General features: G+C 71.8%; 21 protein-coding genes and 1 tRNA gene. 6 read left to right on the top strand and 16 right to left on the bottom strand.

The genetic code is table 11. The annotated features are described in order from the left end of the window. Positions 1-2: 2 nt before the first annotated feature. Positions 3-2306, bottom strand: coding sequence for a 5-methyltetrahydropteroyltriglutamate--homocysteine S-methyltransferase (metE, locus tag HD601_RS26965; protein WP_184827189.1), 2304 nt, complete (start codon positions 2304-2306; stop codon positions 3-5). A gap of 359 nt (positions 2307-2665) precedes the next feature. On the opposite strand from metE, the gene HD601_RS26960 reads away from it, so the two are divergent. The 3 genes from HD601_RS26960 to HD601_RS26950 are packed head-to-tail and all read left to right on the top strand — an operon-like array spanning position 2666 to position 5255. Continuing rightward, positions 2666-3718: an energy-coupling factor ABC transporter permease gene (locus HD601_RS26960; RefSeq protein WP_184827188.1), complete on the top strand. Its 1053-nt coding sequence runs from the start codon at positions 2666-2668 to the stop codon at positions 3716-3718. Next, a complete protein-coding gene (gene cbiQ / locus HD601_RS26955; protein ID WP_184827185.1) occupies positions 3715-4482 on the top strand; it encodes a cobalt ECF transporter T component CbiQ in 768 nt (255 codons plus the stop codon). The genes HD601_RS26960 and cbiQ overlap by 4 nt, the downstream gene beginning before the upstream one ends. Then, a complete protein-coding gene (locus HD601_RS26950; protein WP_184827183.1) occupies positions 4479-5255 on the top strand; it encodes an energy-coupling factor ABC transporter ATP-binding protein in 777 nt (258 codons plus the stop codon). The genes cbiQ and HD601_RS26950 overlap by 4 nt, the downstream gene beginning before the upstream one ends. A gap of 28 nt (positions 5256-5283) precedes the next feature. On the opposite strand, the gene HD601_RS26945 is transcribed toward HD601_RS26950, so the two are convergent. The 6 genes from HD601_RS26945 to HD601_RS26920 form a co-directional block, all read right to left on the bottom strand. Beyond that, a complete protein-coding gene (locus HD601_RS26945; protein WP_184827181.1) occupies positions 5284-6558 on the bottom strand; it encodes an ATP-binding protein in 1275 nt (424 codons plus the stop codon). A gap of 121 nt (positions 6559-6679) precedes the next feature. Then, on the bottom strand, positions 6680-10621 hold the full coding sequence (gene hrpA, locus HD601_RS26940; RefSeq protein ID WP_184827180.1) for an ATP-dependent RNA helicase HrpA: 3942 nt from the start codon (positions 10619-10621) through the stop codon (positions 6680-6682). 44 nt (positions 10622-10665) lie between these two features. Continuing rightward, on the bottom strand, positions 10666-13038 hold the full coding sequence (locus HD601_RS26935) for a glycosyl hydrolase family 65 domain-containing protein (RefSeq protein ID WP_184827178.1): 2373 nt from the start codon (positions 13036-13038) through the stop codon (positions 10666-10668). Next, the gene (locus HD601_RS26930) at positions 13035-13784 is read right to left on the bottom strand and encodes an HAD family hydrolase (protein WP_184827176.1); all 750 of its coding nucleotides are present in this window, start codon (positions 13782-13784) and stop codon (positions 13035-13037) included. The genes HD601_RS26935 and HD601_RS26930 overlap by 4 nt, the downstream gene beginning before the upstream one ends. 82 nt (positions 13785-13866) lie before the next feature. Continuing rightward, on the bottom strand, positions 13867-14295 hold the full coding sequence (locus tag HD601_RS26925) for a hypothetical protein (protein WP_184827174.1): 429 nt from the start codon (positions 14293-14295) through the stop codon (positions 13867-13869). 58 nt (positions 14296-14353) lie between these two features. Next, positions 14354-15157: an NAD(P)H-binding protein gene (locus tag HD601_RS26920; protein WP_184827173.1), complete on the bottom strand. Its 804-nt coding sequence runs from the start codon at positions 15155-15157 to the stop codon at positions 14354-14356. A gap of 105 nt (positions 15158-15262) precedes the next feature. On the opposite strand from HD601_RS26920, the gene HD601_RS26915 reads away from it, so the two are divergent. After that, the gene (locus HD601_RS26915; protein ID WP_184827171.1) at positions 15263-16486 is read left to right on the top strand and encodes an MFS transporter; all 1224 of its coding nucleotides are present in this window, start codon (positions 15263-15265) and stop codon (positions 16484-16486) included. 311 nt (positions 16487-16797) lie between these two features. Here the strand turns inward: HD601_RS26915 and HD601_RS26910 are convergent, their stop codons facing one another. Both HD601_RS26910 and HD601_RS26905 read right to left on the bottom strand, forming a co-directional pair. Continuing rightward, complete coding sequence (locus HD601_RS26910) at positions 16798-17271, bottom strand: Lrp/AsnC family transcriptional regulator (protein ID WP_184827169.1); 474 nt, start codon at positions 17269-17271, stop codon at positions 16798-16800. Beyond that, a complete protein-coding gene (locus HD601_RS26905) occupies positions 17261-17572 on the bottom strand; it encodes an SAV_915 family protein (RefSeq protein ID WP_184827167.1) in 312 nt (103 codons plus the stop codon). Before HD601_RS26905 ends, HD601_RS26910 begins: the two co-directional genes overlap by 11 nt. Before the next feature lie 136 nt (positions 17573-17708). On the opposite strand from HD601_RS26905, the gene HD601_RS26900 reads away from it, so the two are divergent. Beyond that, positions 17709-18371 carry a DUF6308 family protein gene (locus HD601_RS26900; RefSeq protein WP_184827165.1) on the top strand — a complete coding sequence of 221 codons (663 nt, stop codon included), beginning with the start codon at positions 17709-17711 and terminating at the stop codon, positions 18369-18371. Between the two features lie 4 nt (positions 18372-18375). Here HD601_RS26900 and HD601_RS26895 read toward each other — a convergent pair whose 3' ends face one another. The 4 genes from HD601_RS26895 to HD601_RS26880 are packed head-to-tail and all read right to left on the bottom strand — an operon-like array spanning position 18376 to position 21462. Beyond that, positions 18376-18957, bottom strand: a complete 582-nt coding sequence (locus HD601_RS26895; protein ID WP_184827163.1) for an OmpA family protein — start codon at positions 18955-18957, stop codon at positions 18376-18378. Then, positions 18954-19580: a hypothetical protein gene (locus HD601_RS26890; protein ID WP_184827161.1), complete on the bottom strand. Its 627-nt coding sequence runs from the start codon at positions 19578-19580 to the stop codon at positions 18954-18956. The genes HD601_RS26895 and HD601_RS26890 overlap by 4 nt, the downstream gene beginning before the upstream one ends. Beyond that, on the bottom strand, positions 19577-20710 hold the full coding sequence (locus tag HD601_RS26885; protein ID WP_184827159.1) for a hypothetical protein: 1134 nt from the start codon (positions 20708-20710) through the stop codon (positions 19577-19579). The genes HD601_RS26890 and HD601_RS26885 overlap by 4 nt, the downstream gene beginning before the upstream one ends. 2 nt (positions 20711-20712) lie before the next feature. Then, positions 20713-21462 (bottom strand): hypothetical protein, encoded by a 750-nt coding sequence (locus HD601_RS26880; RefSeq protein ID WP_184827157.1) that lies wholly within the window; start codon positions 21460-21462, stop codon positions 20713-20715. 310 nt (positions 21463-21772) lie between these two features. Here HD601_RS26880 and HD601_RS26875 point away from each other — a divergent pair, with 310 nt between their 5' ends. Then, positions 21773-22792, top strand: coding sequence for a hypothetical protein (locus HD601_RS26875; RefSeq protein WP_184827155.1), 1020 nt, complete (start codon positions 21773-21775; stop codon positions 22790-22792). Positions 22793-22915: 123 nt separating this feature from the next. Here the strand turns inward: HD601_RS26875 and HD601_RS26870 are convergent. From HD601_RS26870 to bcp, 3 genes are all read right to left on the bottom strand, one after another. Then, positions 22916-22998: transfer RNA gene (locus tag HD601_RS26870), tRNA-Leu, on the bottom strand. 134 nt (positions 22999-23132) lie between these two features. After that, entirely contained in the window at positions 23133-24968 is a 1836-nt protein-coding gene (locus HD601_RS26865) for a DUF8094 domain-containing protein (RefSeq protein ID WP_184827153.1), read from the bottom strand. Beyond that, positions 24965-25444: a thioredoxin-dependent thiol peroxidase gene (gene bcp / locus HD601_RS26860; RefSeq protein ID WP_184827150.1), complete on the bottom strand. Its 480-nt coding sequence runs from the start codon at positions 25442-25444 to the stop codon at positions 24965-24967. The genes HD601_RS26865 and bcp overlap by 4 nt, the downstream gene beginning before the upstream one ends. Positions 25445-25499: the final 55 nt, after the last annotated feature.

Here is a 25499-nt window from a genome sequence, read left to right as displayed (position 1 = left end):
CGTCAGCCTGCGGCGGGGCGCACCCGCCAGGCGGCCTCGACCAGGGCCGTCAGCGCGGGCTCGACCTGCTCGTACGTCCGGGTCTTGAGGCCGCAGTCGGGGTTCACCCAGAGCCGGTCGCCGGGGATCGCGTCCAGCGCACGACGCAGCAGCGCCTCGACCTCGTCGGCCGACGGCACCCGCGGCGAGTGGATGTCGTACACGCCGGGGCCGATGCCGCGGGCGAACCCGGACGCGGCCACGTCGGGCACGATCTCCATGCGCGACCGGGCCGCCTCGATGCTGGTGACGTCGGCGTCCAGGCCGTCGATCGCGGCCACGACGTCGCCGAACTCCGAATAGCACAGGTGCGTGTGCACCTGCGTCTCGTCGGCCACCCCGGCCGTGGCCAGCCGGAACGCGCCCACCGACCAGTCGAGATACGCCGCCCGGTCCACACGCCGCAACGGCAGCAGCTCGCGCAGCGCCGGCTCGTCGACCTGCACGATCCCGATGCCGGTCGCCTCGAGGTCGACGGTCTCGTCGCGGATCGCCAGCGCGACCTGCCGGGCGGTGTCGCCGAGCGGCTGGTCGTCGCGGACGAACGACCACGCGAGGATCGTGACCGGACCGGTCAGCATGCCCTTCACCGGCCGGTCGGTCAGCGACTGCGCGTACGTCGCCCACTCGACCGTGATCGGCGCCGGCCGCGACACGTCGCCGTAGAGGATCGGCGGGCGGACGCAGCGCGACCCGTACGACTGCACCCAGCCGTGCTCGGTCGTGGCGAAGCCGTTCAGGTGCTCGGCGAAGTACTGCACCATGTCGTTGCGCTCCGGCTCGCCGTGCACGAGGACGTCGAGGCCGAGCTTCTCCTGCAGCCGGATCACCCGCTCGATCTCGGCGCGCATGCGGGTCGTGTACTCGGCGCGGTCCAGCCGGCCGGCGCGGTAGGCCGCCCGGGCCCGGCGGATGTCGCCGGTCTGCGGGAACGAGCCGATGGTCGTGGTCGGCAACGGCGGCAGCCCCAGCCGGTCGCGCTGGACGTCGGCCCGCTCGGCGAACGCCGTGCGCCGGGCGTCCTCGGGGGTGAGTCCCGCGAGCCGCGACCTGACGCCGTCGTCGATCACCTCCGGAGCGGACGCGCGATCGGACAGCGCCGTCCGGGCCTCCTGGAACGACGGCGTCAGCTGCCCGTCCCGTAGCGCTGCGGCGAGCGCCACCACCTCGGCGACCTTCTGGTCGGCGAACGCCAGCCACTCCTTCAAGCGCGGGTCCAGAGAGGCCTCGGCGTCGAGGTCGTAGGGGACGTGCAGCAGCGAGCAGGAGGTCCCGACGGCGACGGCGGCAGCCTGCGGTTCCAGGGCGCGCAGCGTCGCGAGGGCCGCGTCGAGGTCGGTGCGCCAGACGTTGCGGCCGTCCACGACCCCGGCGACGACGGTCTTCGTGGCCAGCCCGGGGACGTCACCCGCGACGGGAACCGAACCCGCCACCAGGTCCAGGCCGATCGCCTCGACCGGCGACGACGCGAGCACCGGCAGCGCCTCGCCCAGGTCGCCGAAGTAGGCGCTGACCAGGATCGCCGGCCGCTCCGCCAGGCCACCCAGCCGCTCGTAGACCCGGCCCAGCGCGGCCAGCTCCTCAGCCGTGCGGTCGGCGGCGTAGGCCGGCTCGTCCAACTGCACCCACGCGACCCCCTCGTCTGCGAGCGTCGTGAGCAGCAGCGCGTAGACCGCGACGAGGTCGTCCAGCCGGTCGAACGGCCGGAAGCCGTCCGGCGCGTCGTCGGCCGGCTTCGCGAGCAGCAGCAGGCTGGCCGGTCCGATCAGCACGGGCCGGGTGGTGATGCCCAGCGCCAGCGCCTCGCGGTACTCCGACACCGGCTTGGTGGGGTCGAGGTGGAAGCGCGTCGTGGGCGCGATCTCCGGGACCAGGTAGTGGTAGTTGGTGTCGAACCACTTCGTCATCTCCAGCGGCGCGGCGCCGGACGTGCCGCGGGCCATGGCGAGGTAGGTCCCGAGGGCGTCCAGGCCCAGCGCGGCGAATCGCGGCGGCACGGCGCCGGCCAGGACGGCGGAGTCGAGGACCTGGTCGTACAGCGAGAACGTGTTCGACGGGACGGTGTCCAGGCCCAGCGCGGTGAGCCGGCGCCAGGTGCGTTCCCGTTCGGCGCGGGCGGCGGCGTCGAGCTCCTCGCGGCCGGACTCGCCGGCCCAGTAGGACTCGAGGGCGCGCTTGAGCTCGCGGTTCGGGCCGATGCGCGGGTAGCCGGGGACGGTGGCGCCGAGGGGCGCAGTGGTGCCTTGGTCGGGGGTCGTGCGGGTCATGAAGGTGTCTCCTCGCGAGCGCGGACAGGCGTTCGTCGGGGGCCGGCCGTCCCGGTCGACGTCAACCGCGCCGGGAGCCTCTTGCGTCGGCCGGCTCGTACCCATCAGGTACCCGCCGGCCGAACCACCAGTGCCAGTGATCGTAGGCGCCTCGTGGAGGACCGCAAGGTGACATCCCGTGATACGGACGATGGCGTCTCAGAATGCGGGAACGAAACAGCCTAGTTGTGCTCTTGCGCTACGTGCGACTTTGTCGCATCATGCTTAGGACGAAGACGTACGTGCTTGTCGCAGCGGTTCAGATACAGAATCACTGTCCGCAATCGGACATTTCACTCCCGTTCACGAGGAGGACACCCATGCACGTGCCCGACGGGTTCCTGAACGCCCCCACCTCGGTCGCGACCGGCGCCGTCGCCGTCGCCGGGGTCGCCATCGCGCTGCGCAAGGCCCAGGGCGAGCTCGACGAGCGGACCGCTCCGCTGGCCGGCCTCACCGCGGCGTTCGTGTTCGCCGTGCAGATGCTGAACTTCCCGGTCGGCGTCGGGACCAGCGGGCACCTCATGGGTGGCGCGCTCGCGGCCGTTCTGGTGGGGCCGTGGACCGGGGTGCTGGTCCTGTCGGTGGTGCTCCTCGTCCAAGGGCTGCTCTTCGCCGACGGCGGGCTGACGGCGCTGGGCACCAACATCACGCTCATGGGCATCACGACGGTGTTCGTCGGCTGGGCGGTAACGCGCGCGCTCATGGTGATGCTGCCGAAGCGGCCGGCCTCGGCGGTGCCGGCGGCCGCGGTCGGCGCGCTGATCTCCGTGCCCGCGGCCGCGCTGCTGTTCGTCGTGCTGTTCGCGATCGGCGGCGAGGCGTCGCTCTCGCTGGGCGCGCTGACGGCGAGCATGCTCGGCTGGCACACGCTCATCGGCATCGGTGAGGCGGTCATCACGGGGCTGACGGTGAGCGCCGTCGTCGCCGTCCGGCCCGACCTCGTCCACGCCGCCCGCGGCCTGCGGCCGGCGCTGCAGCTCAAGCAGGCCGACGGCACGCTGGCCCCGGCTCCGGCCGCACCCGAGCCGGTGGGCGCCGCGTCGGCGCGGGGGAGCGCGAAGCCGCTGCTCATCGGCGGTGGCGTGGTGGCGCTGGCGCTGGCCGGCATCGTGAGCTTCTTCGCCAGCAGCAACCCCGACGGCCTCGAGTACGTGGCCGAGGGCGAGGGCTTCCTCGACACCGCCCAGGACCACGCGTTCGGCGGGTTCGGGCTGGCCGACTACGGCGAGGTCGGCGGCATCCCGGTCGGCGTGGCCGGCATCATCGGCGTCGCGGTGGTCGTGGTGCTCGGCGTGGTGCTGTTCAAGCTGGTCGCCGGCCGGTCGCGGACCGCATCGGCGTCGCGGGCGACGGAGGACGCCGTCCGGTGAGTGGCGGACACGGGCACGGGCACTCGCTGTACCGGGCGGGCGACTCCCCGGTGCACCGGCTGCCCGCGCACGTCAAGGTGCTCGCGCTGCTGGCGTTCGTGCTGGTGGCCGTCGCGACGCCGCGGGAGCGGTACTGGGCCTTCGGGGTCTACGCGCTGCTGCTCGCGGCGGTCGCCGTGGTCGCGCGCGTGCCGGCCCGCGTCATCGTCAGGCGGATGGTCGTCGAGGTGCCGTTCGTGGTGTTCGCGCTGCTGATGCCGATCGTGTCGCAGGGTCCGCGGGTCGATGTGCTCGGCCTGTCGCTGAGCGAGCAGGGCCTGCTGACCGGCTGGAACATCCTGGCCAAGGGCACGCTCGGCGTCGTCGCGTCGATCCTGCTGGCCGCGACGACCGAGGTGCGGGCGCTGCTGCTCGGCCTGCAGCGGCTGAAAGTGCCGGAGCGGCTGGTCGAGATCGCGTCGTTCATGATCCGCTACGCCGACGTCGTCACCGGCGACATGCAGCGCATGCGCATCGCCCGCGAGTCCCGCGGCTTCGAGGCCCGGCACCTGGGGCACGTCCGGGTGGTCGCTCAGGGGGCCGGGGCGCTGTTCGTCCGGTCGTACGAGCGGGGGGAGCGGGTGCACCTGGCCATGCTGTCGCGTGGCTACGCTGGCGCCATGCCGCTCACCTCCGTCGCCGTCGCCTCACGGGCCGACTGGCTCCGTGCCGCCGCGCTGCCGCTGGCCGCCGCCGTCGTCGCCCTGACGGCGGTGCTCGCATGACGGGGACGGCGTCGGGTGACGCGTCGCTCGAGGTGGCCGGGCTGGCCTATGCCTACGCCGACGGCCACCAGGCGCTGTTCGGCGTCGACCTCACCATCGCCCGCGGCGAGCGGGTCGCGCTGCTCGGGCCCAACGGCGCCGGCAAGACGACGCTGGTCCTGCACCTCAACGGCATCCTCACCGGCGGGGTGGGGACCGTGCGGGTGGGCGGACTCGAGGTGCGCGCCGGCGACCGCGACACCCTGCGCGAGGTCCGGCGCCGCGTCGGCATCGTCTTCCAGGACCCCGACGACCAGCTGTTCATGCCGACGGTGCGCGACGACGTCGCCTTCGGCCCGGCGAACCTCGGCCTGCGCGGCCCGGAGCTGGACGAGCGGGTCGACGAGGCGCTGGCGCTGGTCGGCATGTCCGAGGTCGCCGACCGCCCGCCGCACCACCTCTCCTTCGGGCAGCGCCGCCGGGTCGCGGTCGCGACTGTGCTGGCCATGCGGCCGGAGATCCTGGTGCTCGACGAGCCGACCAGCAACCTCGACCCCGCCAGCCGTCGCGAGCTCTACGAGATCCTCGACTCCCTCGACGTGACACAGCTCGTGGTCACGCACGACCTCCCGTTCGCGCTGCAGCTGTGCGGGCGCTCGGTCGTGCTGTCCGGCGGGACGGTGGTCGCCGACGGCCCGACGGCGGACGTGCTCGCCGACGAGGCGCTGCTCGAGGCGCACCGGCTGGAGCTGCCCTACGGTTTCGACCCCCGCTCGGTCGCCCCGCGCCGCTGACGCGGCGACGGCAGCGTGGGCGCTGATATCAGGTCCACAGGTCTGCTGCCGGCAGCGCAAAGAGCCGATCGCCGAACGGAAGCCGTCTCTCCCCTGTGTGGAGGACGACGCCTGCGACGAACTCCGTGCCCGTCTGAGCGAGACGATCCCGGAGCAGCCGGAGCCCGCGGAAGTCGTCGCCTCGTGGGGTCGACGTCGCCTTCACCTCGATGCCGACAACACGCCCGTCGTCGGATTCGAGCACCAGATCGACCTCACTGCCGCTCGCATCGCGGAAATGGAACAGACGGGCGGAGACGTCGCTCCACGTGAGCTGTTTGGAGAGTTCGTTCGCGACGAAGGTCTCGAACAACGGCCCGGCAGCGGGGTCGGTGGGTTGCTGCAGCGCGGTGCTGTCCTTGCCCAACAGGGCAGCAGCGATGCCGGTATCGGACAGATAGATCTTCGGCCGCTTGATGACCTTGGCCGTGAGATTGCGGCTCCAGGCGGGAATGCGGTGCACGAGGAAGACCGTCTCCAACCACGGCTCGTAAGTACTGACGGTCGATCGATCCAGCCCGAGCCGTTCTGCGGCCTTGCTCAGCACCAGTTCTTGCGCGGTGGTCGCCGCGAAGAACCGGACGAGATCGCGCAGAGCGTCCGCGCGCCGGATGTCAGCAGCCACCTCGATCTCTCGCTGGATCACCGTTTGGACGTATCGCGCGAACCAGCGCTGACGTAGCCGTCCGCTGAGGTCCTGGACCTCGGGATATCCACCTGCGCAGAGGAGGTCGAAGTACTCGGACCGGGAACGCGGCCGGCCTTCGTGATCGAGAAGGCGCTCCGGGTCGCTGAAGGCGCGATCGACGAAGTCGTCGTCTCCCTGAGTGACTTCGCCCATCGACAAGGGCCACAGAGGAACGATGTCGGTGCGCCCGGCGAGCGTCTCGGCGATCGAGGGCACGGTGAGGAAGTTCGTCGATCCGGTCAAGAGGTACTGACCCGGGCGGCGGTCCGCGTCGACGACCTGCTTGATGGCGAGAACGAGTGGCTCGCCCACACGCTGGACCTCGTCGATCACCTGAGGTGTTCCGAGAGACTCGATGAAGGTCTGTGGATCGGCAACGGCAACCTCGCGGTCTTCGTTGCGGTCGAGGGTGACGTAGCCCGCATCGATATGCGCTGCGAGGAGCTGCGCCAAGGTGGTCTTGCCGACCTGTCGTGCACCGTGCAGAACGACGACACGAAATGCCGTCATCGATTCCAGAGCTATGCCGAAGACCCGACGGGAGATGAGGCCAGGACGCTCATCCGTGGTGTCCATGAACTGCACGCTATCAGCAAACCCGCAGATTCTCTCGTCGCTGTGCCGCAGATTCTCCCCACGTTCTCCCGCAGATCCTCCCTGGAGTCTTCCGCAAATCCTCCCGCGGGTGTTGCGTCACTCAACCGAGTCCAGCGGGAATGTCGTAGAGGGCGTCGATGGCTTTGAGCAGGCGTTTCTCCGAGACCGGCTGGGCCGTGCCCAGCTCCTGGGCGAACAGGCTGACGCGCAGTTCCTCGATGAGCCAGCGGACGGCGTCGTGGGCGGGCGTGGGGCCGTGGCCGGGTGGGAGGGCGGCCAGCGCGGCCTCGTACTCCTCGGTGACGCGGCGGACGGTGTCCATGTTCTGGTGGTCGCGCTGCGGGCTGGTCGGCAGCTTCTCGAGCCGCCGCTCGATGGCGCGCAGGTAGCGCAGCAGGTCGGGCAGTCGCCGCCGGCCGATGGAGGTGACGAAGCCGGGCGCCATGAGCCGGGCGTGGTGGTCGCGCGCGTCGACCAGGGATGCCGTCAGCGCCAGGCTGGAGGTGCTCTTCAGCGCCGACGCGACCCGGTGCGACACCTCGAGGACCTTCTCGACGTCGGCGACCACCTCGAAGACGGTCTCGATGAGGTCCTGCCGCACCCGCGCGCGCAAGGCCGCGAACCCGGCCTCGTCCCACGCCGGCCCACCGGCGTCGGCGACCAGCCAGTCGACCGAGGCCGCGGCGACGTCGTCGAGCAGGCCGGCGATCGAGCCGTCGGGGTTCTGGCTGAGCACCAGTTTCGAGCGGTTGCCGAGGTGGCGCTGCACGAACGCCGTCGGCGACGCGACGCTGAGCAGCAGCAGCCGCCGGTTGCCCGTCCACATGGCGCGGGCCTGGTCGGCGGGGGTCGGCAGGACTCGCAGCGCCACGCCGGCGCCGTCGTCGACCAGGGCGGGATAGCCGGTGACGACGTGCCCGGAGCGGCGCTGCTCGAAGGTGCGCGGCACCTCGCCGCCCGGCCACTCCGTCAGGCCGGTGCGCTCGATGCTGCTGGCCGCGGCCGCCATGGACGTGCGCAGCTCCTGCTCGAGCTGCACCTTCAGGGCGTCGAGGTCCTTGCCCTCGGCCGCGAGCCTCCCCTTCTCGTCCAGCACGCGGAACGTCATGCGCAGGTGGTCGGGCACCTTGCCGAGGTCGAAGTCGTCCGCCGTCAGTGGCACGGCCCGCAGCCGGTGCAGCACGCGCGCGACGGCGGCGGCGAACGGCTGGCCCGAGGGCGACGGCGGCAGCTGCGCGAGCGCCTCGCGGGCGGTGTCGGGGGCCGGCACGAACGAGCGCCGCAGCGGCTTCGGCAGCGCCTTGATCAGCGCCGTGACCAGCTCCGGCCGCAGCCCCGGGACCTGCCAGTCGAACCCGTCGGGCTCGACCTGGTTCAGCACCTGGATCGGGATGTGGACCGTGACGCCGTCGGCGCTGGCCCCGGGCTCGAACTGGTACGTGAGCCGGAGGTCGAGGTCGCCGGCCCGCCAGGTGTCGGGGTAGTCGGCCTGCGTGACGGCGCCGGCGGCGTCGGTGGTCAGCAGGTCGGTGCTGAACGTCAGCAGGTCCGGCCGCTCGTGCTGGGCCTTCTTCCACCAGCTGTCGAAGTGCCGGCCCGAGACGACGTCGGCCGGGAGGCGCTCGTCGTAGAAGGCGAACAGGGTCTCGTCGTCGACGACGATGTCGCGGCGGCGGGCGCGGTGCTCGAGCTCCTCGACGTCCTCGAGCAGCTCGCGGTTCTCGTGGAAGAACCGGTGGTGCGTCGACCAGTCGCCCTCGACCAGCGCGTGCCGGATGAACAGCTCGCGGCTGAGCTCGGGGTCGACCCGCGCGTAGGTGACCTTGCGCCGCGGCACGATGACGACGCCGTAGAGCATGACCTTCTCGTAGCCCATGACGGCGCCGGCCTTGCGCTCCCAATGCGGCTCGCTATAGGTGCGCTTGACCAGGTGCTCGGCCAGCGGCTCGGCCCACGCGGGGTCGATGCGGGCGTTGACCCGGGCCCACAGCCGCGACGTCTCGACCAGCTCGGCCGACATCACCCAGCGCGGCGGCTTCTTGAACAGCCCCGACCCGGGGAAGACCGCGAACTTCGCGCCGCGGGCGCCCTGGTACTCGTTGGCCGACTCGTCCTTGACGCCGATGTGCGAGAGCAGGCCCGACAGCAGCGACTGGTGGATGTGCTCCGGCGTTCCATCCGGCGTATTGAGGGTGACGCCGAGCGGTTTGACCAGCTGGCGCAGCTGCGACTCGAGGTCCTGCCACTCGCGGATGCGCAGGTAGTTGAGGTGCTCGGTGCGGCAGAGGCGGCGGAACGCGCTGGACGACAGCGCCTCCTGCTGCTCCTTGACGTAGCGCCACAGGTTGAGGAAGGCCAGGAAGTCCGACGTGGGGTCGGCGAAGCGGGCGTGGAAGGCGTCGGCGACCTCGCGTTGGTCTGTCGGGCGCTCGCGCGGGTCCTGGATGGTCAGCCCGGCGGCGATGATCAGCACCTCGCGGACGCAGCCGTTGCGGTTCGCCTCGAGGATCATCCGGGCCAGCCGCGGGTCGATGGGCAGCTGCGACAGCGACCGGCCCATGGTGGTGAGGCGGTCCTTCGGGTCCGGCGCGGTGGGCTCGAGCGCGCCCAGCTCGACCAGCAGGTTGACGCCGTCGGCGATGCTGCGCCGGTCGGGCGGGTCGAGGAACGGGAACGCCGCGACGTCGCCCAGGCCGAGCGCCGTCATCTGCAGGATGACCGAGGCGAGGTTGGTGCGCAGGATCTCGGGCTCGGTGAACGTGGGCCGCGACTCGAAGTCCTCTTCGGAGTACAGCCGGATGCAGATGCCGTCGGAGAGCCGCCCGCAGCGGCCCGTGCGCTGCCGTGCCGACGCCTGCGACACCGGCTCGATGGGCAGCCGCTGCACCTTGGTCCGGTTGCTGTAGCGCGAGATGCGGGCCGTGCCGGGGTCGACGACGTAGCGGATGCCCGGCACCGTCAGCGACGTCTCGGCGACGTTGGTGGCCAGCACGATGCGCCGGCCGGTGTGCGGCTGGAAGACCCGGTGCTGCTCGGCGGCGGACAGGCGGGCGTAGAGCGGGAGGACCTCGAGCGCTCCCGGCGGCGCCGAGGCGTAGCGCTTGCGCAGCGCGTCGGCGGTGTCGCGGATCTCGCGCTCGCCGGACAGGAACACCAGCACGTCGCCGGACGGCTCGAGCGCGAGCTCGTCGCAGGCCTCGACGATGGCCTGGATCTGGTCGCGCGGCTCCCCGCCGTCCTCGAGGTCGAGCGGGCGGTACCGGACCTCGACCGGATACGTGCGGCCGCTGACCTCGATGATCGGCGCGTCGTCGAAGTGCTGGGCGAACCGCTCGGGGTCGATGGTCGCCGAGGTGATGATGACCTTGAGGTCGGGGCGTTGCGGCAGCAGCTGCTCGAGGTAGCCGAGGATGAAGTCGATGTTGAGGCTGCGCTCGTGCGCCTCGTCGATGATCAGCGTGTCGTAGCGGCGTAGCAGCCGGTCCTGCCCGATCTCGGCCAGCAGGATGCCGTCGGTCATGAGCTTGACCAGCGTGTCGTCGCTCGCCTTGGCGGTGAACCGGACCTGGTAGCCGACGGCGCGGCCCAGTTCGGTGTTCAGCTCCTCGGCCACGCGCTCGGCGACGGTGCGGGCGGCCAGCCGGCGCGGCTGCGTGTGCCCGATGGTGCCGCGGATGCCCCGGCCCAGCTCGAGGCAGATCTTCGGCAGCTGTGTCGTCTTGCCCGACCCGGTCTCGCCGGCGACGATGACGACCTGGTGGTCGCGGATGGCGGCGGCGATGTCGTCGCGCCGCTGGCTGACCGGCAGCTCCTGCGGGTAGCGGACGGCGGGGACGGTGGCCTTGCGCCGGGCGAGGCGGCGCTCGGCGGCCTCGACCTCTCGAGCGATCTCGGCCAGCGCCTTCGACCGGGCCTCGTCGGAGCGGGACTTGCGTACGCCGTCGAGCCGACGGGCGAGGCGCCGCTCGTCCCGGAGCATCAGCTCGGGCAGCCGGGCACGCAGGTCGGCCGGGGAAACGGTACCGGGGGACGACGTGGGCATACGCCGTCAAGCCTACGTTGCGGACGGCGCGAGGATCATCCCGTTTATCCGGGCCCTCCGCGGCGGACCGGGGCCCGACCGGCGGGTTGCTGCGGCTCGGGGTCGGGCGGCGGTACCGGCGGAATGGCGACGGTGACCGGCGCGCTGGTGCGGACGGTGACCGGCATGCCGTGGTGCAGCAGCTCCAGCTGCGACCCGTCGTCGTGGTCGCCCTCGCGCAGGTAGTACGTGACCTCGGTGGGTCGCACGCTCACGCGCAGCCGCAGCCCGTGCCAGAGCAGCGAGAAGTCCAGCCCGGCGATCCGGCTCGGCAGGCGCGGCGCGAACGAGAGCACGCCGTCGTGGTCGCGCATGCCGCCGAACCCCGCGACGAGGCCCAGCCAGGAGCCGGCGAGCGAGGCCAGGTGCACCCCGTCGCTGGTGTTGGCGTGGCTGTCGTGCAGGTCGGTCATCGCGGCCTCGCCCAGGTAGTCGTGGGCGAGCTCCAGGTGCCCGGTCTCGGCGGCCATCACCGCCTGGGTGCACGACGACAGCGAGGAGTCGCGCACCGTCCGGGCGTCGTAGTAGTGGAAGTTGCGGGCCTTCTCCTCGGGCGAGAACGCGTCGCCGCGCCAGTGCATGGCCAGCACGAGGTCGGCCTGCTTGCACACCTGGCGGCGGTAGAGGTCGAAGTAGGGGTGGGTCAGCAGCAGCGGGTACTCCTCCGGGGCGGTCCCCTCGAAGTCCCACTCCTGGAACCGCGTGAACCCCTCGGACTGCTGGTGCACGCCGAGCTCGTCGTCGTACGGGACGGTCATGGCGTTGGCGGCGTCGCGCCAGGAGGCCGCCTCCTCGTCGTCGACCTCCAGTGCGGCGGCGACCTCGGTATGGCGGAGGACGGCGTCGGCCGCGCCGAGCAGGTTCCGCTGTGCCATGAGGTTCGTGTAGACGTTGTCGTGGCCCATGGCCGAGTACTCGTCCGGCCCCGTCACGCCGTCGATGTGGAACGCGCCGTGGCGGTCGTGGTGGCCGAGCGAGCGCCACAGCCGCGCGGTCTCGACCAGCAGCTCGACCCCGACCTCGCGTTCGAAGTCCTCGTCGCGGGTGGCCTGGATGTAGCGGATGGTGGCGTCGGCGATGTCGGCGCCGATGTGGAACCCGGCGGTGCCGGCCGGCCAGTAGCCCGACGTCTCGTGGCCGCGGATGGTGCGCCACGGGAACGCGGCGCCCCTGAGGCCCAGCGTGCGGGCGCGGTCGCGCGCGAGGTCGAGCGTGGCGTGGCGCCACCGCAGCGCCTGCGCCGCGGCCTGTGGCTTGGTGTAGGTCAGCACCGGGAGCACGAACATCTCGGTGTCCCAGAACGCGTGGCCGTCGTAGCCGGGCCCGGTCAGGCCCTTCGCCGCGATGGGCCGCATCTCGTTGCGCGCGCCGGCCTGCAGGACGTGGAAGAGGCCGAACCGGACCGCCTGCTGGACCTCGGGGTCGCCGTCGACGCGGACGTCGGCGGCGTCCCAGTAGGCGTCGAGGTACTCGCGCTGACCCCGGCGCAGGCCCTCCCAGCCGGTGAGCCGGGCCGACGCCAGCGCCGCGCCCACCTGGTCGCGCAGCGCGGGCAGCGACCGCCGGCTGGAGAAGCCGTAGGCCAGCAGCTTGACGACGCGCAGCTTCTCGCCGGGCTTCAGCACGCAGGCGATGGTGGTGCGGGCCCAGTCGGGGAACGCCTCGGTGCTGACCGACGTGCGGTCGGGACCGTCGACGACGTGGGTCATGGCCGCCGCCATGCGCAGCCCGCTGGTCTTCGTCCGGTGGATCAGCAGGCCGCCGGCGCCGTTGGCGAGGTGCTGCTCGGACTCGAGCGGCTCCTCGAGGACCGCCGCGACGCGAGGGTCCTTCTTGGTGACCGGGAGCTCCTCGTTGGCGACCAGCCCGGACTGGATGACCACCCGGGTCTCCTCGCCGAGCGGCTCGACCTCGTAGCAGATGGCGGCCACGGCCCGCTGGGTGAACGACACCAGCCGGGTCGAGCGCACGCGCATGGCCTGACCCGCGGGGGACACCCACTCGACCGTGCGTTCCAGCGTGCCTTCGCGCAGGTCCAGCACCCGCTCGTGCGAGCGGACCTCGCCGTAGCGGACGTCGAACGGCTCGTCGTCGACCAGCAGCCGGATCAGCTTGCCGTTGGTGACGTTGACGACCGTCTGGCCCTGCTCCGGGTAGCCGTAGCCGGCCTCGGCGTACGGCAGCGGGCGCAGCTCGTAGAAGGAGTTGAGGTAGCTGCCGGGAAGACCGTGCGGCTCGCCCTCGTCGAGGTTGGCGCGCAGGCCGATGTGGCCGTTGGAGAGCGCGAAGACCGACTCGGACTGGGCCAGGATCTCGAGGTCCAGTGCCGCCTCGCGGATACGCCACGGCTCGCTCGGGTACGCACTCTCGCGGATCACCCGTGCTCCTCGTTCAGCAGTTCCCCCAGGTCGGTGACGACGACGTCGGCGCCGTGCTCGCGCAGGGCGTCGGTCTGGCCCACGCGGTCGACGCCGACGACGTAGCCGAAGTCGCCCGCGCGGCCCGCCTCGACCCCGGCGAGCGCGTCCTCGAACACGGCCGCCTCGGCCGGGGCGACGCCCAGCCGCTCGGCGGCGGCGAGGAACGCGTCCGGATGCGGCTTGCCGCGCAGCCCCTCCTGCCGGGCGGTGACGCCGTCGACGCGTACCTCCAGCAGGTCCTCGATGCCCGCGGCGGCGACGACCTCGCGGCAGTTCGCGCTGGCGGAGACCACCGCCCGGCGCAACCCGGCCTCGGTCGCGGCCCGCAGGTAGGCGACGGAGCCCGGATACGGCCGCACGCCGGTCTCGCGCAGGCGCTGCAGCAGGACGGCGTTCTTGCGGTTGCCCAGGCCGTTCACGGTCTCGGCGTCGACGGGGTCGTCGTGCGTGCCCTCGGGGAGGACGATGCCGCGCGAGCCGAGGAAGCGCCGGACGCCGTCGGCGCGCGCCATGCCGTCGACGTAGCGCTGGTAGTCGAGGACGGGGTCGAACGGCACGAACGGCTCACCCGCGTCTTGTGCGCGATCGCGGAGGAAGGCGTCGAACATGGCCGTCCAGGCGGCCTTGTGCACGTCGGCCGTCGGCGTGAGTACCCCGTCCAGATCGAACAGGCACGCCTTGATCTGATCCGGCAGGCCCAGCATTGAACGACTGTAGGTCATCACAAGGGAGGCGGAGCGAACTCCGCGAGATCGGAAGCTCCGGGCGGCGCCGTGGCGACGGCCGTCAGGCCTCCTGGCCCTCTGACGTGACCTCGGTGTCGAGCGCCAGCTCGGTCACCACCTCGGCGTCGGCGCCCGGCCGGCTGCGCCAGCGGACCGTCAGCTCCGAGACGTGGCCGTGCATGGGCTGGATGAGCAGGAAGTCGCGGGCGTGGCCGGCGCTGAACTCGCGCATGTGGGTCTCGCCCTCGGTGACGGTGAGGTCCTTGGTGTCGACCCGCACGTCGAAGGCGGCGGTGGCACCGTCGTTGTGCAGCACGTACCGGTGCTGGCTGAGCCGCTCGAGCCGCAGCCGCGGCGCCATGCGCACCCGGCGTCGCCGTCCGTACCGCGAGGGCCGTTGAGCGCCGACGCCGGCCTGCCGCGCGGAGATGAGGATCAGCGCCGCGAGTATGAGCACCGCGACCACGATGAGCACCACGACGACCGTCACAAATCGACTCTAGTGCGGCGGTTCGTCAATGACGAGGGACTCGGTTCGCCGGCTCGGTTCAGCGGAACAGGCCGGCGTTCGTCTTCGCCCAGTCGGCGAACGACGTGGCCGGCCGCCCGAGCACGTCGGCGACGCCGGTGGTGGGTTGCTGCGGGTGCTCGACCTGCTGGCCCTCGCCGTCGACGTACCACTCGGCGTACTCGCCCATCGAGGCGCTGAGCTCGGCGATCGCGTCCTCGCGGCTGAGCTCGACGTACGGGAGGTCGCGGCCCAGGGCGCGGCCGATGCGCTCGACCTTCTGGGCGCGGGTCAGCGTCTCGGGGCCGGTCAGCGTGTGGGCGCGGCCGACGTGGCCGTCCTGGGTGAGGGCGACGGCGGCGACGGCGGCCACGTCGTCCATCGCGATGGCGGCGTTGGCGGAGTCCGCGTAGCCGTCGCGCACCTGGCCGGTGGTGCGGATCTGGTCGGCCCAGATGGTCGAGTTCTCCATGAACTCGCCGGGCCAGAGGTGGGTCCACTCCAGACCCGACGCCTCGACGTCGTCGACGATGGAGCCCCACCAGCTCTCCCGTTCGCCGGACAGGCTGACGACGTGCCGGACGCCGGCCTTGCGGGCGCGGGCGAGGACCTCGGCCGCGGTGTCGCTGTAGGACGTCAGGTACATCCGGTCGACGCCGTCGAAGGCGCCGTCGAGGGTGTCCGGTTCGCCGACCCAGCCGGTAGCGACGTCGACGCCGTCGGGCAGCTGGGCCTTGGCGGGGTCGCGGACGAGGGCGCGCACGTCTGTTGCGTCCAGGGTGAGGAGGTGGTCGAGGACGATGCGGCCGACGCTGCCGGTGGCGCCGGTGACGAGGATGGTCATGGCGACAGCGTACACCGTACGCGTACGACGTACGCACATATTTTCGTGAGGCCGGGCCGTAGGATCCTGCGTTGTGATATTGGATTCACAGCTGCTGCGCCGCCCGTGCTGAGGCGGCGGCTCGGCGCGGCCGCCTCGGGCTGGCTGGGTCGAGTGCTGCTGTACGTCCTGCTCACCCAGTTCGCGATCTTCCTCATCCGGCCGGTGCTGACCTACCGCGCGCTCGACCTCGGCGCCGGCGACCGCGAGGTCGGGCTGCTCGTCGTCGCGTTCGCGCTGCTGCCGGCCGTGGTCGCGATCCCGCTAGGCCGGCTGTCCGACCGCCGCCGCCCGTCGATCGTCGTTCAGGGCGGCGCGGTCCTGCTGGTCATCGGCAGCGGGCTGCTGTACCTGGCGTCGAGCCTGACGGGGCTGGCGCTGGCGACCGTCGTGCTCGGCACCGGCGCGGTGGCCGGCCTGGTCGGCGCCCAGTCCGTGATCGCGCGGCTCGCCCCGGACAGCCGGCTGGACCGCGACTTCGGCCTGCTCACCGCGGCCGCGTCGGTCGGCCAGATGATCGGCCCGCCGATCGCCGGGCTCCTGCTCAGCACCGACGCCGACCGGACGATCACGACCGGGCGGGCGTTCCTCGCCGGCGGCGCGCTGTTGTGCGTGGCGCTGGTGGTGTGCTGGCGCTTCGGCGACCGCGACTCTGTCGCGGGGCGGGCTCCGGCGGGTGACGGGGCCGGCGATGGGGGGACGGCGGCAGCTGCGGCCGCGCCGGCGCCCGGGTCGTTCGGGATCCTGCGGCTGCCCGGCGTGGCCGGCGGGATCGTCGCCAGCATGACGCTGCTCACCGCCGTCGACCTGCTGATCGCCTATCTACCGGTCATCGGCGAGGAGCGCGGCATCAGCCCCGGCGTCGTCGGGCTGCTGCTCAGCGTGCGGGCGGCCGCGTCGGTGCTGTCGCGGCTGCTGATCCCGCCGATGCTCCGGCGCTGGGGCCGGACCCGGCTGCTCTGGGCCAGCACCTTCGGGACCGGTGTGCTGCTGGGGCTGCTGCCGCTGTCGGAGCCGGTCTGGCTGCTGGCGGTGCTGCTCGTGGTCGCCGGCTTCCTGCTCGGCATCGGCCAGCCGCTGACGATGTCGCTGGTCGTGCAGGCGGTCCCGTCGGCGTCGCGGGGCGCGGCGCTCTCGATCCGGATCATGGGCAACCGGCTCGGGCAGGTCGTGCTGCCCGCCGGGATCGCCGTCGCGACCGGCGTGTTCGGCGCGTCGGCGGCGTTCGTGCTGGTGGGTGGCCTGCTGGTGGCGTCGGCCGCAGGCGTGCCCCGTCAGCCCCGCGGCTGATCGGCGGACGGCGGCTGGGCGAGGCGGAAGGGCGGTTGCGTGCCTCGGGGGAGCATACGGTCGCGGTGCTGCTTCGCGTTGACGGTTAGCCGGGATTCGAGGTCTTGCCGGGGTGTTGAGGTAGGCACGCCTCGCCGGACCGACGTCCTGGTCCACCGTCACGTCCTGGTCCCACGTCACGCCGCTGGGTAGAAGTCGGCCGTCTCGCGTGACGCCAGACCAGCACGTGACACCAGACCAGCACGGTGTGGCGCGCAGGGGGCCCTGGGCATGCGTTCGTTTTGTCCGATCCAGCCCCACCCGGATCGCCGTCAGTCGGTCAGGTGGCCGCCGACGTCCGGCACGGCGTGCAGCACCATGCTCGTCGACGTGGTCGCGGCGCCGCCGCGCTCCTTGAGCTCGTTCAGCTCTTCGTCGAGGCCGGCGATGTCGTGGCAGGCCAGGTGGACCACGTAGTCGGCGTCACCGGCGAGCTGCCAGGCCGCCGTCACCGCCGACCGCCCGCTGAGCCACTTCTCGAAGATCGGCCGGTCGGTCGCCGGGGCGAGCCCGACCCGCACGACCGCCTGCACGGGCCGTCCGACCGCGTCGAGGTCGAGCTGGGCCCGGAAGCCGGCGATGATGCCCGCCTCCTCGAGCCGGCGGACGCGAACCGACATCGCCGACACACTCAGCCCGGCCCGCCGCGCGAGGATGTGCAGCGGCGACTTCCCGATCCGCAGCAACTGGCCGAGGATGACGCGGTCGACGGCGTCCAGGCGCGGCGCCGCCCGCTCAGGCCGCATCACGGACACCCACCCTGACGAGGGCCGGGGCCGCCGGTCTCGTCGTCACCACAGGGGCGACGAGGTCGGGGTCGACCTGGATCCGTGCCACACCGAGCGGGGCGAGCAGGGCCCGCGTCGCGGCGAGGCTGAGCCGGACCCACGGCTGGTGGCGGCCCATGGCGGCGGCGAGCGACTCGGCGATGCTGAAGGCCAGGCCGACGCGGTCGCCCTCCGGCAGCCGGGCGGTGAGGACGACGAGACATGACGTCGCCGGTCCAGTCGAGCGGACGGGGACGAACAACGGCTGTGAGTGCTCCATGACGTGCACGCTAGGGTCGCGAGGGCCGGGTCCGACAGGATCTTCACGCGTTCTCAACGCTTGCGGCCGCAATCTTTGCGTCCGCTTGACGATCATGGGGTTGGTTGTGTCCGCCCTGCCTGCCACGATGATCGTCGTGACCCCGACACGCGCCCGTCGGCCGTCCCCCGCTCAGCTCGACCGCGCCACGTCGGCCACGCTGAGTGCACTGAAGGACCCGGCCGCCGTCGAGAACCTCCGCCTCTTCTACGACCGCGACTCCAACTACCCCGGCCGCAGCTTCCTCGCCGTCGGGCCGGTGGAGTACGACACCATCACCGCCGCCGACCTCTACGCCACGTCGCTGCTGGGCATCAGCGTCGGGCCGCGGGCCGGGCGGCAGCTGCTGCAGGGCGGCCCGCACCGCAACGACGTCCTCAAGGCGCTGCGCGCCGTGCCGGTCGAGACCCACCTGGCCGACGCCGACGACACCGTCCTCGACGCCGCCGAGCATCTGCACCTGCAGCTGAAGAACGCCCTCGGCGGCAACAAGTGGGTGGCCGCGTCGAAGCTGTGCGCCCGCAAGCGGCCGCGCCTCTTCCCGGTTCGCGACTCGCTGGTCACCCGCGCGTTGTTGGGGGTCGGGCAGGACCGCCGCGTCGACTGGCTCGTCTACCAGCACCTCATGACCGACGACGAGGTCCAGGGCCTGCTGCGCGAGGTGACGCGCGAGTCCGCCATCCGCGAGTCAGACCTCCTCGACCCACCATTGCGCATCCTCGACGTCGTCCTCTGGATGCACGTCAAGACGACGGGATGAGTCGTCAGCTCGGCGCTGGTCCCGCGGTGACGGTGATGTCGCACCGGCGGTTGCGGGCCTTTCCCTCGGCCGTGTCGTTCGTCGCGACGGGTCGGCTCTCGCCGTAGCCGATCGCGACCACCTGGTCGGCCCGCAGGCCGTGGTCGATGAGCCACCGCCGAGTGGTGTCGGCCCGGGCTCGCGACAGAACCAGATTGTCGGTCTCCGAACCGTCGCCGTCCGTATGACCGGCGACGGTGACGATGGCGCCGGGGCGCTCCCGCGCGGCGGCCACCACCGCGGCCAACTGCGTCGAAGCGGCCATGCTGAGCGTGGAGCTTCCGACGTCGAAGAGCACGTCGCCGCTGAAGCTGAAGGACGTGTCGGCCCGCGGGACGTCCGGCTCGGCCGGCGCGGTGGGCTGCTGCCACCATGGTCGTTCGGCGCCGGCGGCTTCGGCGACGGCTTCAGCTGCGGTGCCGCTGTGGGCGGGTATCGACGCGGCGGGCTCGGACTCCGCCGGAGCGACGCAGGCGACGAGCGACGCCAGCGCCGCGACGAGGATCGCGGTGCGGGGCATTCCGCGGCCCGTGAACAGGATCGTCATGGTCGTGCCTCCGTCCCGGTTCGCAGTCGCCGCCCGGGGCGGCCCGCGGTGATCGCGGCGAAGACGGCCGCGCCGAGGGTTCCCAGCACGGTGTCGTAGCCGATGGCGGTGACGTCGATCCGCGGCTCCTCGACGAGAGCCGGGAGGGGCGCGGAGCGCAGCACGATCGCGTGCACGTCTCCGTCGAAGTCGGCCAGCTCCTCGATCGGCCCGGGCGGACCGTCGTCGAGCTGGAAGTCCGAGAGCACCACGAGGGTCGCCGCGTGCCTCGGATGGGCGCGTGCGTACGCCTTGGCGATGCGCAGGGACGGCCGCAGGAGGCTGACGGCCGGGCCGTGGACCGGCGTCCTGAGTCCACGGCGCAGCCGATGCGCTTCGGGTCCGCCGATCGGTGTGGGCCCGATGTCGTGTGAGGTCGGGGCGCCGAAGTGGAGGATCGCCGCCAGCTCGCGACCGCAGCGGCACTGTCCCCCGGCCTGCTCGAGCGCGGCGCCGGCCTCCACGTAGCGCCCGCCGATCGCGTCCGCCCCGGTCGAGATCGACGCGCTGTCGTCGAAGAGCAGGATCGTCAGTCGACCCGCCGGTGGGCAGCTGCCCGGATACCCGAAGCGGATCCTGCTCATCGCCGGGCTCCGTTCCTGGTGGCTGGCGGGGTGGCCGCGCGTGCGGTGACGTCCGACCCGTTCGCCAGGGGCCGGCTGCGCCGCGGTCCGTGGCCGACGACGGCCGGATTCTGGCGCAGGATGCGCCACTTGAGCACGCGGACGTGCGCCGCCGCGGCGGCACCGCGCTGCAGTTCCTCCGTCGTGATCGAGTCGGCCAGCGCCATGGCTTCGGCGTGACGGCGGATCGCGCGGCTCCGTGCGGCCCGGGCGTGGCGGCGGGTCGCCCGCCGCTGGGCGAGCTCGGCCCGGTCGAGGAGGTCTGCGACCTCGTCGGCGTAGACGTAGCTGTTGATCGCGCTCGCGCAGCAGATCGCGACGGCCAGGCAGCCGAAGATGATGCCGTTGTCCGTGCCCTCGACGTTGCTGCGCAGGACGAAGATGCCGCCGGCGGTCAGCAGCGCGATGGTCACCGCGACGCCGGCCATGACCTTGACGACGGCGTCCCTGGCTCGTGGGGCGGTGAAAAGCCGCGCGAACCGCAACTCCTCCGCCGTCAGCTCGTCGAGGTCGCGGTGCCGGCGTCGGGCCAGCACCAGGTCGCGGAGGTCCTGGCCGACCAGGCCGGCGGTCACGGCCGCGATGCCCGTGGCGACCGCCTGCATCAGCGCGAGCTCGACCAATTCGCCGAGCAGGATCGCGGCGCCGGCGATCCCGGCCACGTCGCCGACGACCAGCAGCAGCCAGCGCAGGACGTACCAGAACTTCGCGTGCGGCTCGCGGCGGGTGAGTGGGCCGAGCACGGTGAGGGCCTGGGCGCGCGCCGTCGTCGCCGCTCGTGCCGACTCGGCGAGATCGGCCACTCGAGCGCGTGCGGCGACCGCCCGGGCCTCGTAGCGCGCGACCCGGGCACGGTGGCGGCGGGCTCGCCGCTCCCCGCGCTCTGCGTGCAGGGGCAGGAGCTCGCGCGCGAGCTCGTCGAATTCAGCCTCCAGGTAGGTCGGGCCGAGCTCGTCGGGTCGGACCTGGACGTGGACGTGATCGACGACGCGGAGGGTGACCCCGTCGGCGGCCTCGATGCAGCGGTCGATGATCTCATCGGCGTCGTCCCGGTCGTGGCGGCCGGGCGCGCGGCGGTTCTCTCCGAACATGGTCAGCTCCCCGTGACGTGATCGGTGACGACGGTGCACGCGGCCGCCGTGCGACGGCAGTAGGCGTCGTAGAACGCCTTGAGAGCGTCGACGTACGTGGTCGGCGGCGGCGGGCCGGCCACACGCCCGATGCCGGCGATCGTGACGGCCGAACCCGCGGGAAGGGTCGGGGCGGGCAGTCGGCTCGCGAGCTCCTGCGCGACGGCGACCGTCAGCTCGGCGGTGTTCAGCGTGACGCCGCTCGTCTGCACGCCGTCGGTCAGCAGGGTCACGTCGAGACGGTGTGCGCCGGCTCCGGCGGAGTCGAGCTGGCCGATGAACTCGGCGGCGGCGCCGAACTGTGCCGTGATATCGGACCCATCGGCGGGGAGGGCCTCCGCCGCCGCCTCCAGCGCGGCGACGATCGTCGGCACCGTCGACTCGACCAGGTCCGGCACCTTGCGCAACCGTGCGATCTGTGTGGCGCCCGGCGGCCGCAACTCGCCGTCGAACACGGGGAGTGACGCCGCCGAACTCGCTGAGAAGGCGACGACGCGCAATCGCCCGGAACAGACGGCCACTCGCCGGACGATGTCCTCGATGACGGTGGCGCGCCTTGTGGCAATACTGGGGTCTCGTCCGGTGCCGCTCAGATCGGTGCCGACGAATGCCGCCAGTTCCTGTCCGTCGGGGCACGTCTCGGCGAGACGCTGATTCACCCGAAGCTGATCGGTCGCCTGCCTGGCGTCCGCGGGGTCGCCGCAGGCAGCCAAGAAGACGGTGATGATGCTGGTGATGAGCAGAGTCGCAGTCGTGGTTTTCATGCCGCAGCCCCCTCGTCGATGGGTACCAAGAACGAGAGCTCCCTGCCTTGGCGAAATCCTTTCTATGTCCCCGTTGTGGCCCCTTGACCAGAGCGCCCGTTCCGGTACGATCACGGAATACTTGTCAGGAAAGCATTCCCCTCCCAGAGGGGTGCAACGTGGGGAATGTGCGCCGCTGAGGGGGGCCTTACCGGTGCCTCGACGCCCCACTGGTGGTACACCTTCCGCCCGGCTTCTCGAGGACGGCCTTCGCGACCTCGTGAAGGAACCGGGCCCCAGTGCGCAGCGACTGCTCCGTCGCGAGACGCCCGGCATCCAGGCGCTCATGGCGGGAGCACCTGAGGCTTGGCCACCCGAGGTCCGCGCCGAAGCCGTGCTGCGCCTGATCTACGACCTCATCACCGACATCACGAACGAGCGCTGGCAGCGAGTTGCCATGGCGGCGTTCCGCAATCCGCCGGAGGACTACGTGGGCCAGAGCTTCGACTCGCTCCACAATCGGTTCCGGCATCTGGCCCTGCAGGACCTGGGTTCCGACGGCGGCGACGTCGAGATCCACATCGAGCGTCACCGCGGTTATTGGAGTGGCGCTGCCAATCAGCTGGCGACTCTGCTCGAAGAGCGGCTCGTGCGAATGAGCCAAGCTCCCGAGGAGTGGGTCGTCTATCGCCGTGAGGAGCATCAGCCGCCACCCCTGCTACTCCCGATCTCGTTCGACCGGACCGATGTCCTCTATCAGTTCGACGGCCTCCGGGGTGTGAAGGTTTACACATACCGATGGCTGACCGCGCACGCAGCGATCGATCGCTACGAGACGGTCGCGTGGTACTACTCGGATCCGGATGCGCCCGTCGAGGTGGAGCCGCTCGCGAACTGTGTCATCGACGGTCCGTCGCGGGAACTCCCGCAGGGCGGGCGGACAGAGGCTCTGAAGTTCTCGCACATGCTGAGCGCCGACGAACAGTACTTCTTCGCCTACGCCGTCCACTTCAATTCCGATCGGCCTTGCCGGCCTTCGATTCTCTACGAGTCGCGGGGGCGCACCATCAAACACCTGATTGTCAGGGCCCAGTTCGATCCGCGTGAACTGCCCGCCAAGTGCTGGCACGTCGACATGTCCGCACACGTGAGCGCATCCTCCGAACCGCCCGACGACTCGCCCGAAGTGATGAGCATCCCCGAAAACGGCTACCTCGCTCATGAATGGCGATACTGTCAGCCAGGCCGTAAATACGGCCTGCTCTGGACGTGGAGACCTCCAGAGCTCGCACATGACTGAGAGGCTGTCCCCATCATGGGTAACGGGTGATGCTACCCCCGGGGCCCGGGCGTCTCTCTTCGCATCGGTCCCCGGGGCGCCGTGCCGGCGCATCACGTCGACTCAGCTCTTGTGCTCTCTGGGTGCGGGAGGGGGGAGTTGAACCCCCACGTCCGAAGACACCAGAACCTAAATCTGGCGCGTCTACCTGGTTCCGCCACTCCCGCGCACCCGCCATCGTAGGGCACCGCGCCTTGGCACCGCTGGCCACCACCTTGGCACGCCTGGTCGTCGCTCATGCGGGGTGATTCGTCCCATTTGTGGAGCGCTCAGCCGTGCCAAGGCAGCCGGCGGCTGAACCCTACGGGAGCGACCAGGTCATGCCGATCGGCTGCATGCGCTGCCCCACCACGGTCGCCGACCCGTCGGTGTCGACCGACAGGATGAAGGTGGCGTTCTGCGAGATCTCTGCCTGCGAGATCTGCGACCCGCCCGGGATCGTGCCGAGGCCGGCGGCCTCGATGACCACGGAGTAGCCGGAGTTGACCATCACCGACTGCGTGCAGCTGATGGAGGCCAGCGCCACCGCGCCGTACTCGGTCTGGAGCCAGTGGATGTTCTCGGGGGACTCGACGGCGCAGCTGCGCGAGGTGGTGCCGAACTCCGGCGGCGCGGTGTCGAGCTGCAGGCCGTGGTCGGGGAGGCGGGTGAGGCCGTCGGCGAAGGAGAGGTCGATGTTCTCGGGCTCCTCACCGGTTTCCCCATACTGTCGCAGCGCTTCCAGGACCTCGTCGCCGCGGCGGGTGGCGGCGTCGTCGGCGACGACGGCGGCACCGTCGGCCGTGAGGGGGGCGGTGACGGACGTGCCTTCCGCCGGGTGGACGGCGAGGCTGGCCAGCCACGGCGAGGCCGCGTTCTCGCGGGTCAGCAGGAACCACGAGGGTGCGCCACCCGACGAGGACGCGCCCGTCACGATCGCCCACATCGGGTACGAGTCGACCTCGGGCGAGAGGACGATCGACGGGGTGACGGGGGTCGGCGGGGTCTCGGGCGTGACGCCGGTCGCCAGCTGCTCCTCGACGGCGAACTCGGAGGTCGCGAGGAGGGCGCCGGTCTCGACCTCGCCGAGCTGGGAGGCGTCGAGGGAGACGCCGGCGAGGTCGACGATCTCGTTGTACTGGCCGAAGAATCCCTCGGCCCGGTCGAACGTGATCGCGGGGATCAGCGCGCCGCGCGCGGCCTGGTCGATCTCGGCCGGCACCTGCGCGCACGCCGTCACCAGCCCGGTCAATCCCAGTACGACGGCGATGCGCGCGGTCGGCGTCGCCGGCGGCTTCGGCGGCGGCTCGGGCGCCGGAGGCGGCGGGGTGCGCTGGGGCAACGGCCGCTTGGGCAGCGGCGTGACGGTCGCGACCTTCTCCTTCTCCGGCTCCTCGTCCTTCGAGGGCTCGTCGTCCTTCTCGTCCTTCTCTTTCGGGGACGGCTTCTCGTCGACGACGGCGGCAGCCTCGGCCTTGGTCTCGGCCTCGGGCTTCGGCTCGGCCTTGGTGTCGGGGACGACGGCCAGCTTCCGCTTCCGCCGTCGTCGCCGGGGAATCACGATCAGCAGCACGCCAGCGGCCACGAGCAGCAGCCCGCCGACCCCGACGAGGACGGCGGTGAGGAAGAAGCCGTCCACCTCGACGCCGAAGGACAGCTCGACGTTCAGCGGCTCACCGGACGCCGACGGCGACATGACGACCACCCGCACGGGCTCGTCGGTCAGCTCATAGGAGACGCCCTGCCAGCCGGGCCCGGACGCCTGCTCCTCCCACCAGTCCAGCTCACCGGGCGGCACCGCCGGAGCACCGCCCGGTGCCGCCGACGACGTCACCTCGCCGCGCAGGTCCGCCGCCGTCACCGTCTGCTGGCCCACGCCGTCGAGGTAGGAGTCGACGTGGATGCGGTGCGCCGCGCCCACGAACACCTCGCCGTCGTCGGCGGACCGGGCGCTGACGTGCAGGACCGGGCCGGTCACCGTCGCCACCCCGACGTCGGTCGCGACGACCGAGCCGTCGCCCGAGACCTCCGACCGCGCGTACTCGACGGTGTCGTCGGGCCCGACGTACACGGCGGCCGCCGCGCCGGCGAGCAGCAGCGGCGTGCCGAGGACGATCAGCGCGACGGCGAGGACGAGGCGCAGGCGGGCACGTGTCACGCCGCGTCGAGCCCCAGGTCGCGACGGAGCTTGGCGACGTGCCCCGTCGCCCGGACGTTGTACATGGCCTTCTCGACCGTGCCGTCGGCGTCGATGACGAACGTCGACCGGATGACGCCCTGCACGAGCTTGCCGTACAGCTTCTTCTCGCCGTAGGCGCCGTACGCCTCGAGCGTCGTGCGGTCGACGTCGGACAGCAGCGGGAAGGTGAGGTGGTCGCGCTCGCGGAACGTCGCCAGCTTGGCCGGCGCGTCGGGCGAGATGCCGATGACGGCGTACCCGGCGCCCTGCAGCGAGCCGAGGTTGTCGCGGAAGTCGCAGGCCTGCGTGGTGCAGCCCGGAGTCATGGCGGCCGGGTAGAAGTAGACGACGACTCGCCGGCCCTTGAAGGAGGAGAGGGAGACGGGGTTGCCGTCGGCGTCGGGGAGGGTGAACTCGGGCGCGGCGTCGCCCGGCGAGAGTCGCGAGTCAGTCACGGTGACACCGTATCCGTCCGTCTGGAGGCATGCATCGGTACGGTAGATCCCAACG

The organism is Jiangella mangrovi (genome assembly GCF_014204975.1).
Classification (GTDB): domain Bacteria; phylum Actinomycetota; class Actinomycetes; order Jiangellales; family Jiangellaceae; genus Jiangella; species Jiangella mangrovi.
The sequence above is the reverse complement of the archived record's forward strand: the minus strand, read 5'-3'. Positions and strand labels throughout refer to the sequence as shown.

Coding starts and splice junctions, on each gene's coding strand:
- HD601_RS26930 (WP_184827176.1), bottom strand. CDS start 13,784: ATGCTGGGCCTGCCGGATCAGATCAAGGCGTGCCTGTTCGATCTGGAC.
- HD601_RS26885 (WP_184827159.1), bottom strand. CDS start 20,710: ATGTTCGGAGAGAACCGCCGCGCGCCCGGCCGCCACGACCGGGACGAC.
- metE (WP_184827189.1), bottom strand. CDS start 2,306: ATGACCCGCACGACCCCCGACCAAGGCACCACTGCGCCCCTCGGCGCC.
- HD601_RS26890 (WP_184827161.1), bottom strand. CDS start 19,580: ATGAGCAGGATCCGCTTCGGGTATCCGGGCAGCTGCCCACCGGCGGGT.
- HD601_RS26960 (WP_184827188.1), top strand. CDS start 2,666: ATGCACGTGCCCGACGGGTTCCTGAACGCCCCCACCTCGGTCGCGACC.
- HD601_RS26910 (WP_184827169.1), bottom strand. CDS start 17,271: ATGCGGCCTGAGCGGGCGGCGCCGCGCCTGGACGCCGTCGACCGCGTC.
- HD601_RS26905 (WP_184827167.1), bottom strand. CDS start 17,572: ATGGAGCACTCACAGCCGTTGTTCGTCCCCGTCCGCTCGACTGGACCG.
- HD601_RS26920 (WP_184827173.1), bottom strand. CDS start 15,157: ATGACCATCCTCGTCACCGGCGCCACCGGCAGCGTCGGCCGCATCGTC.
- HD601_RS26950 (WP_184827183.1), top strand. CDS start 4,479: ATGACGGGGACGGCGTCGGGTGACGCGTCGCTCGAGGTGGCCGGGCTG.
- HD601_RS26895 (WP_184827163.1), bottom strand. CDS start 18,957: ATGACGATCCTGTTCACGGGCCGCGGAATGCCCCGCACCGCGATCCTC.
- hrpA (WP_184827180.1), bottom strand. CDS start 10,621: ATGCCCACGTCGTCCCCCGGTACCGTTTCCCCGGCCGACCTGCGTGCC.
- HD601_RS26945 (WP_184827181.1), bottom strand. CDS start 6,558: ATGGACACCACGGATGAGCGTCCTGGCCTCATCTCCCGTCGGGTCTTC.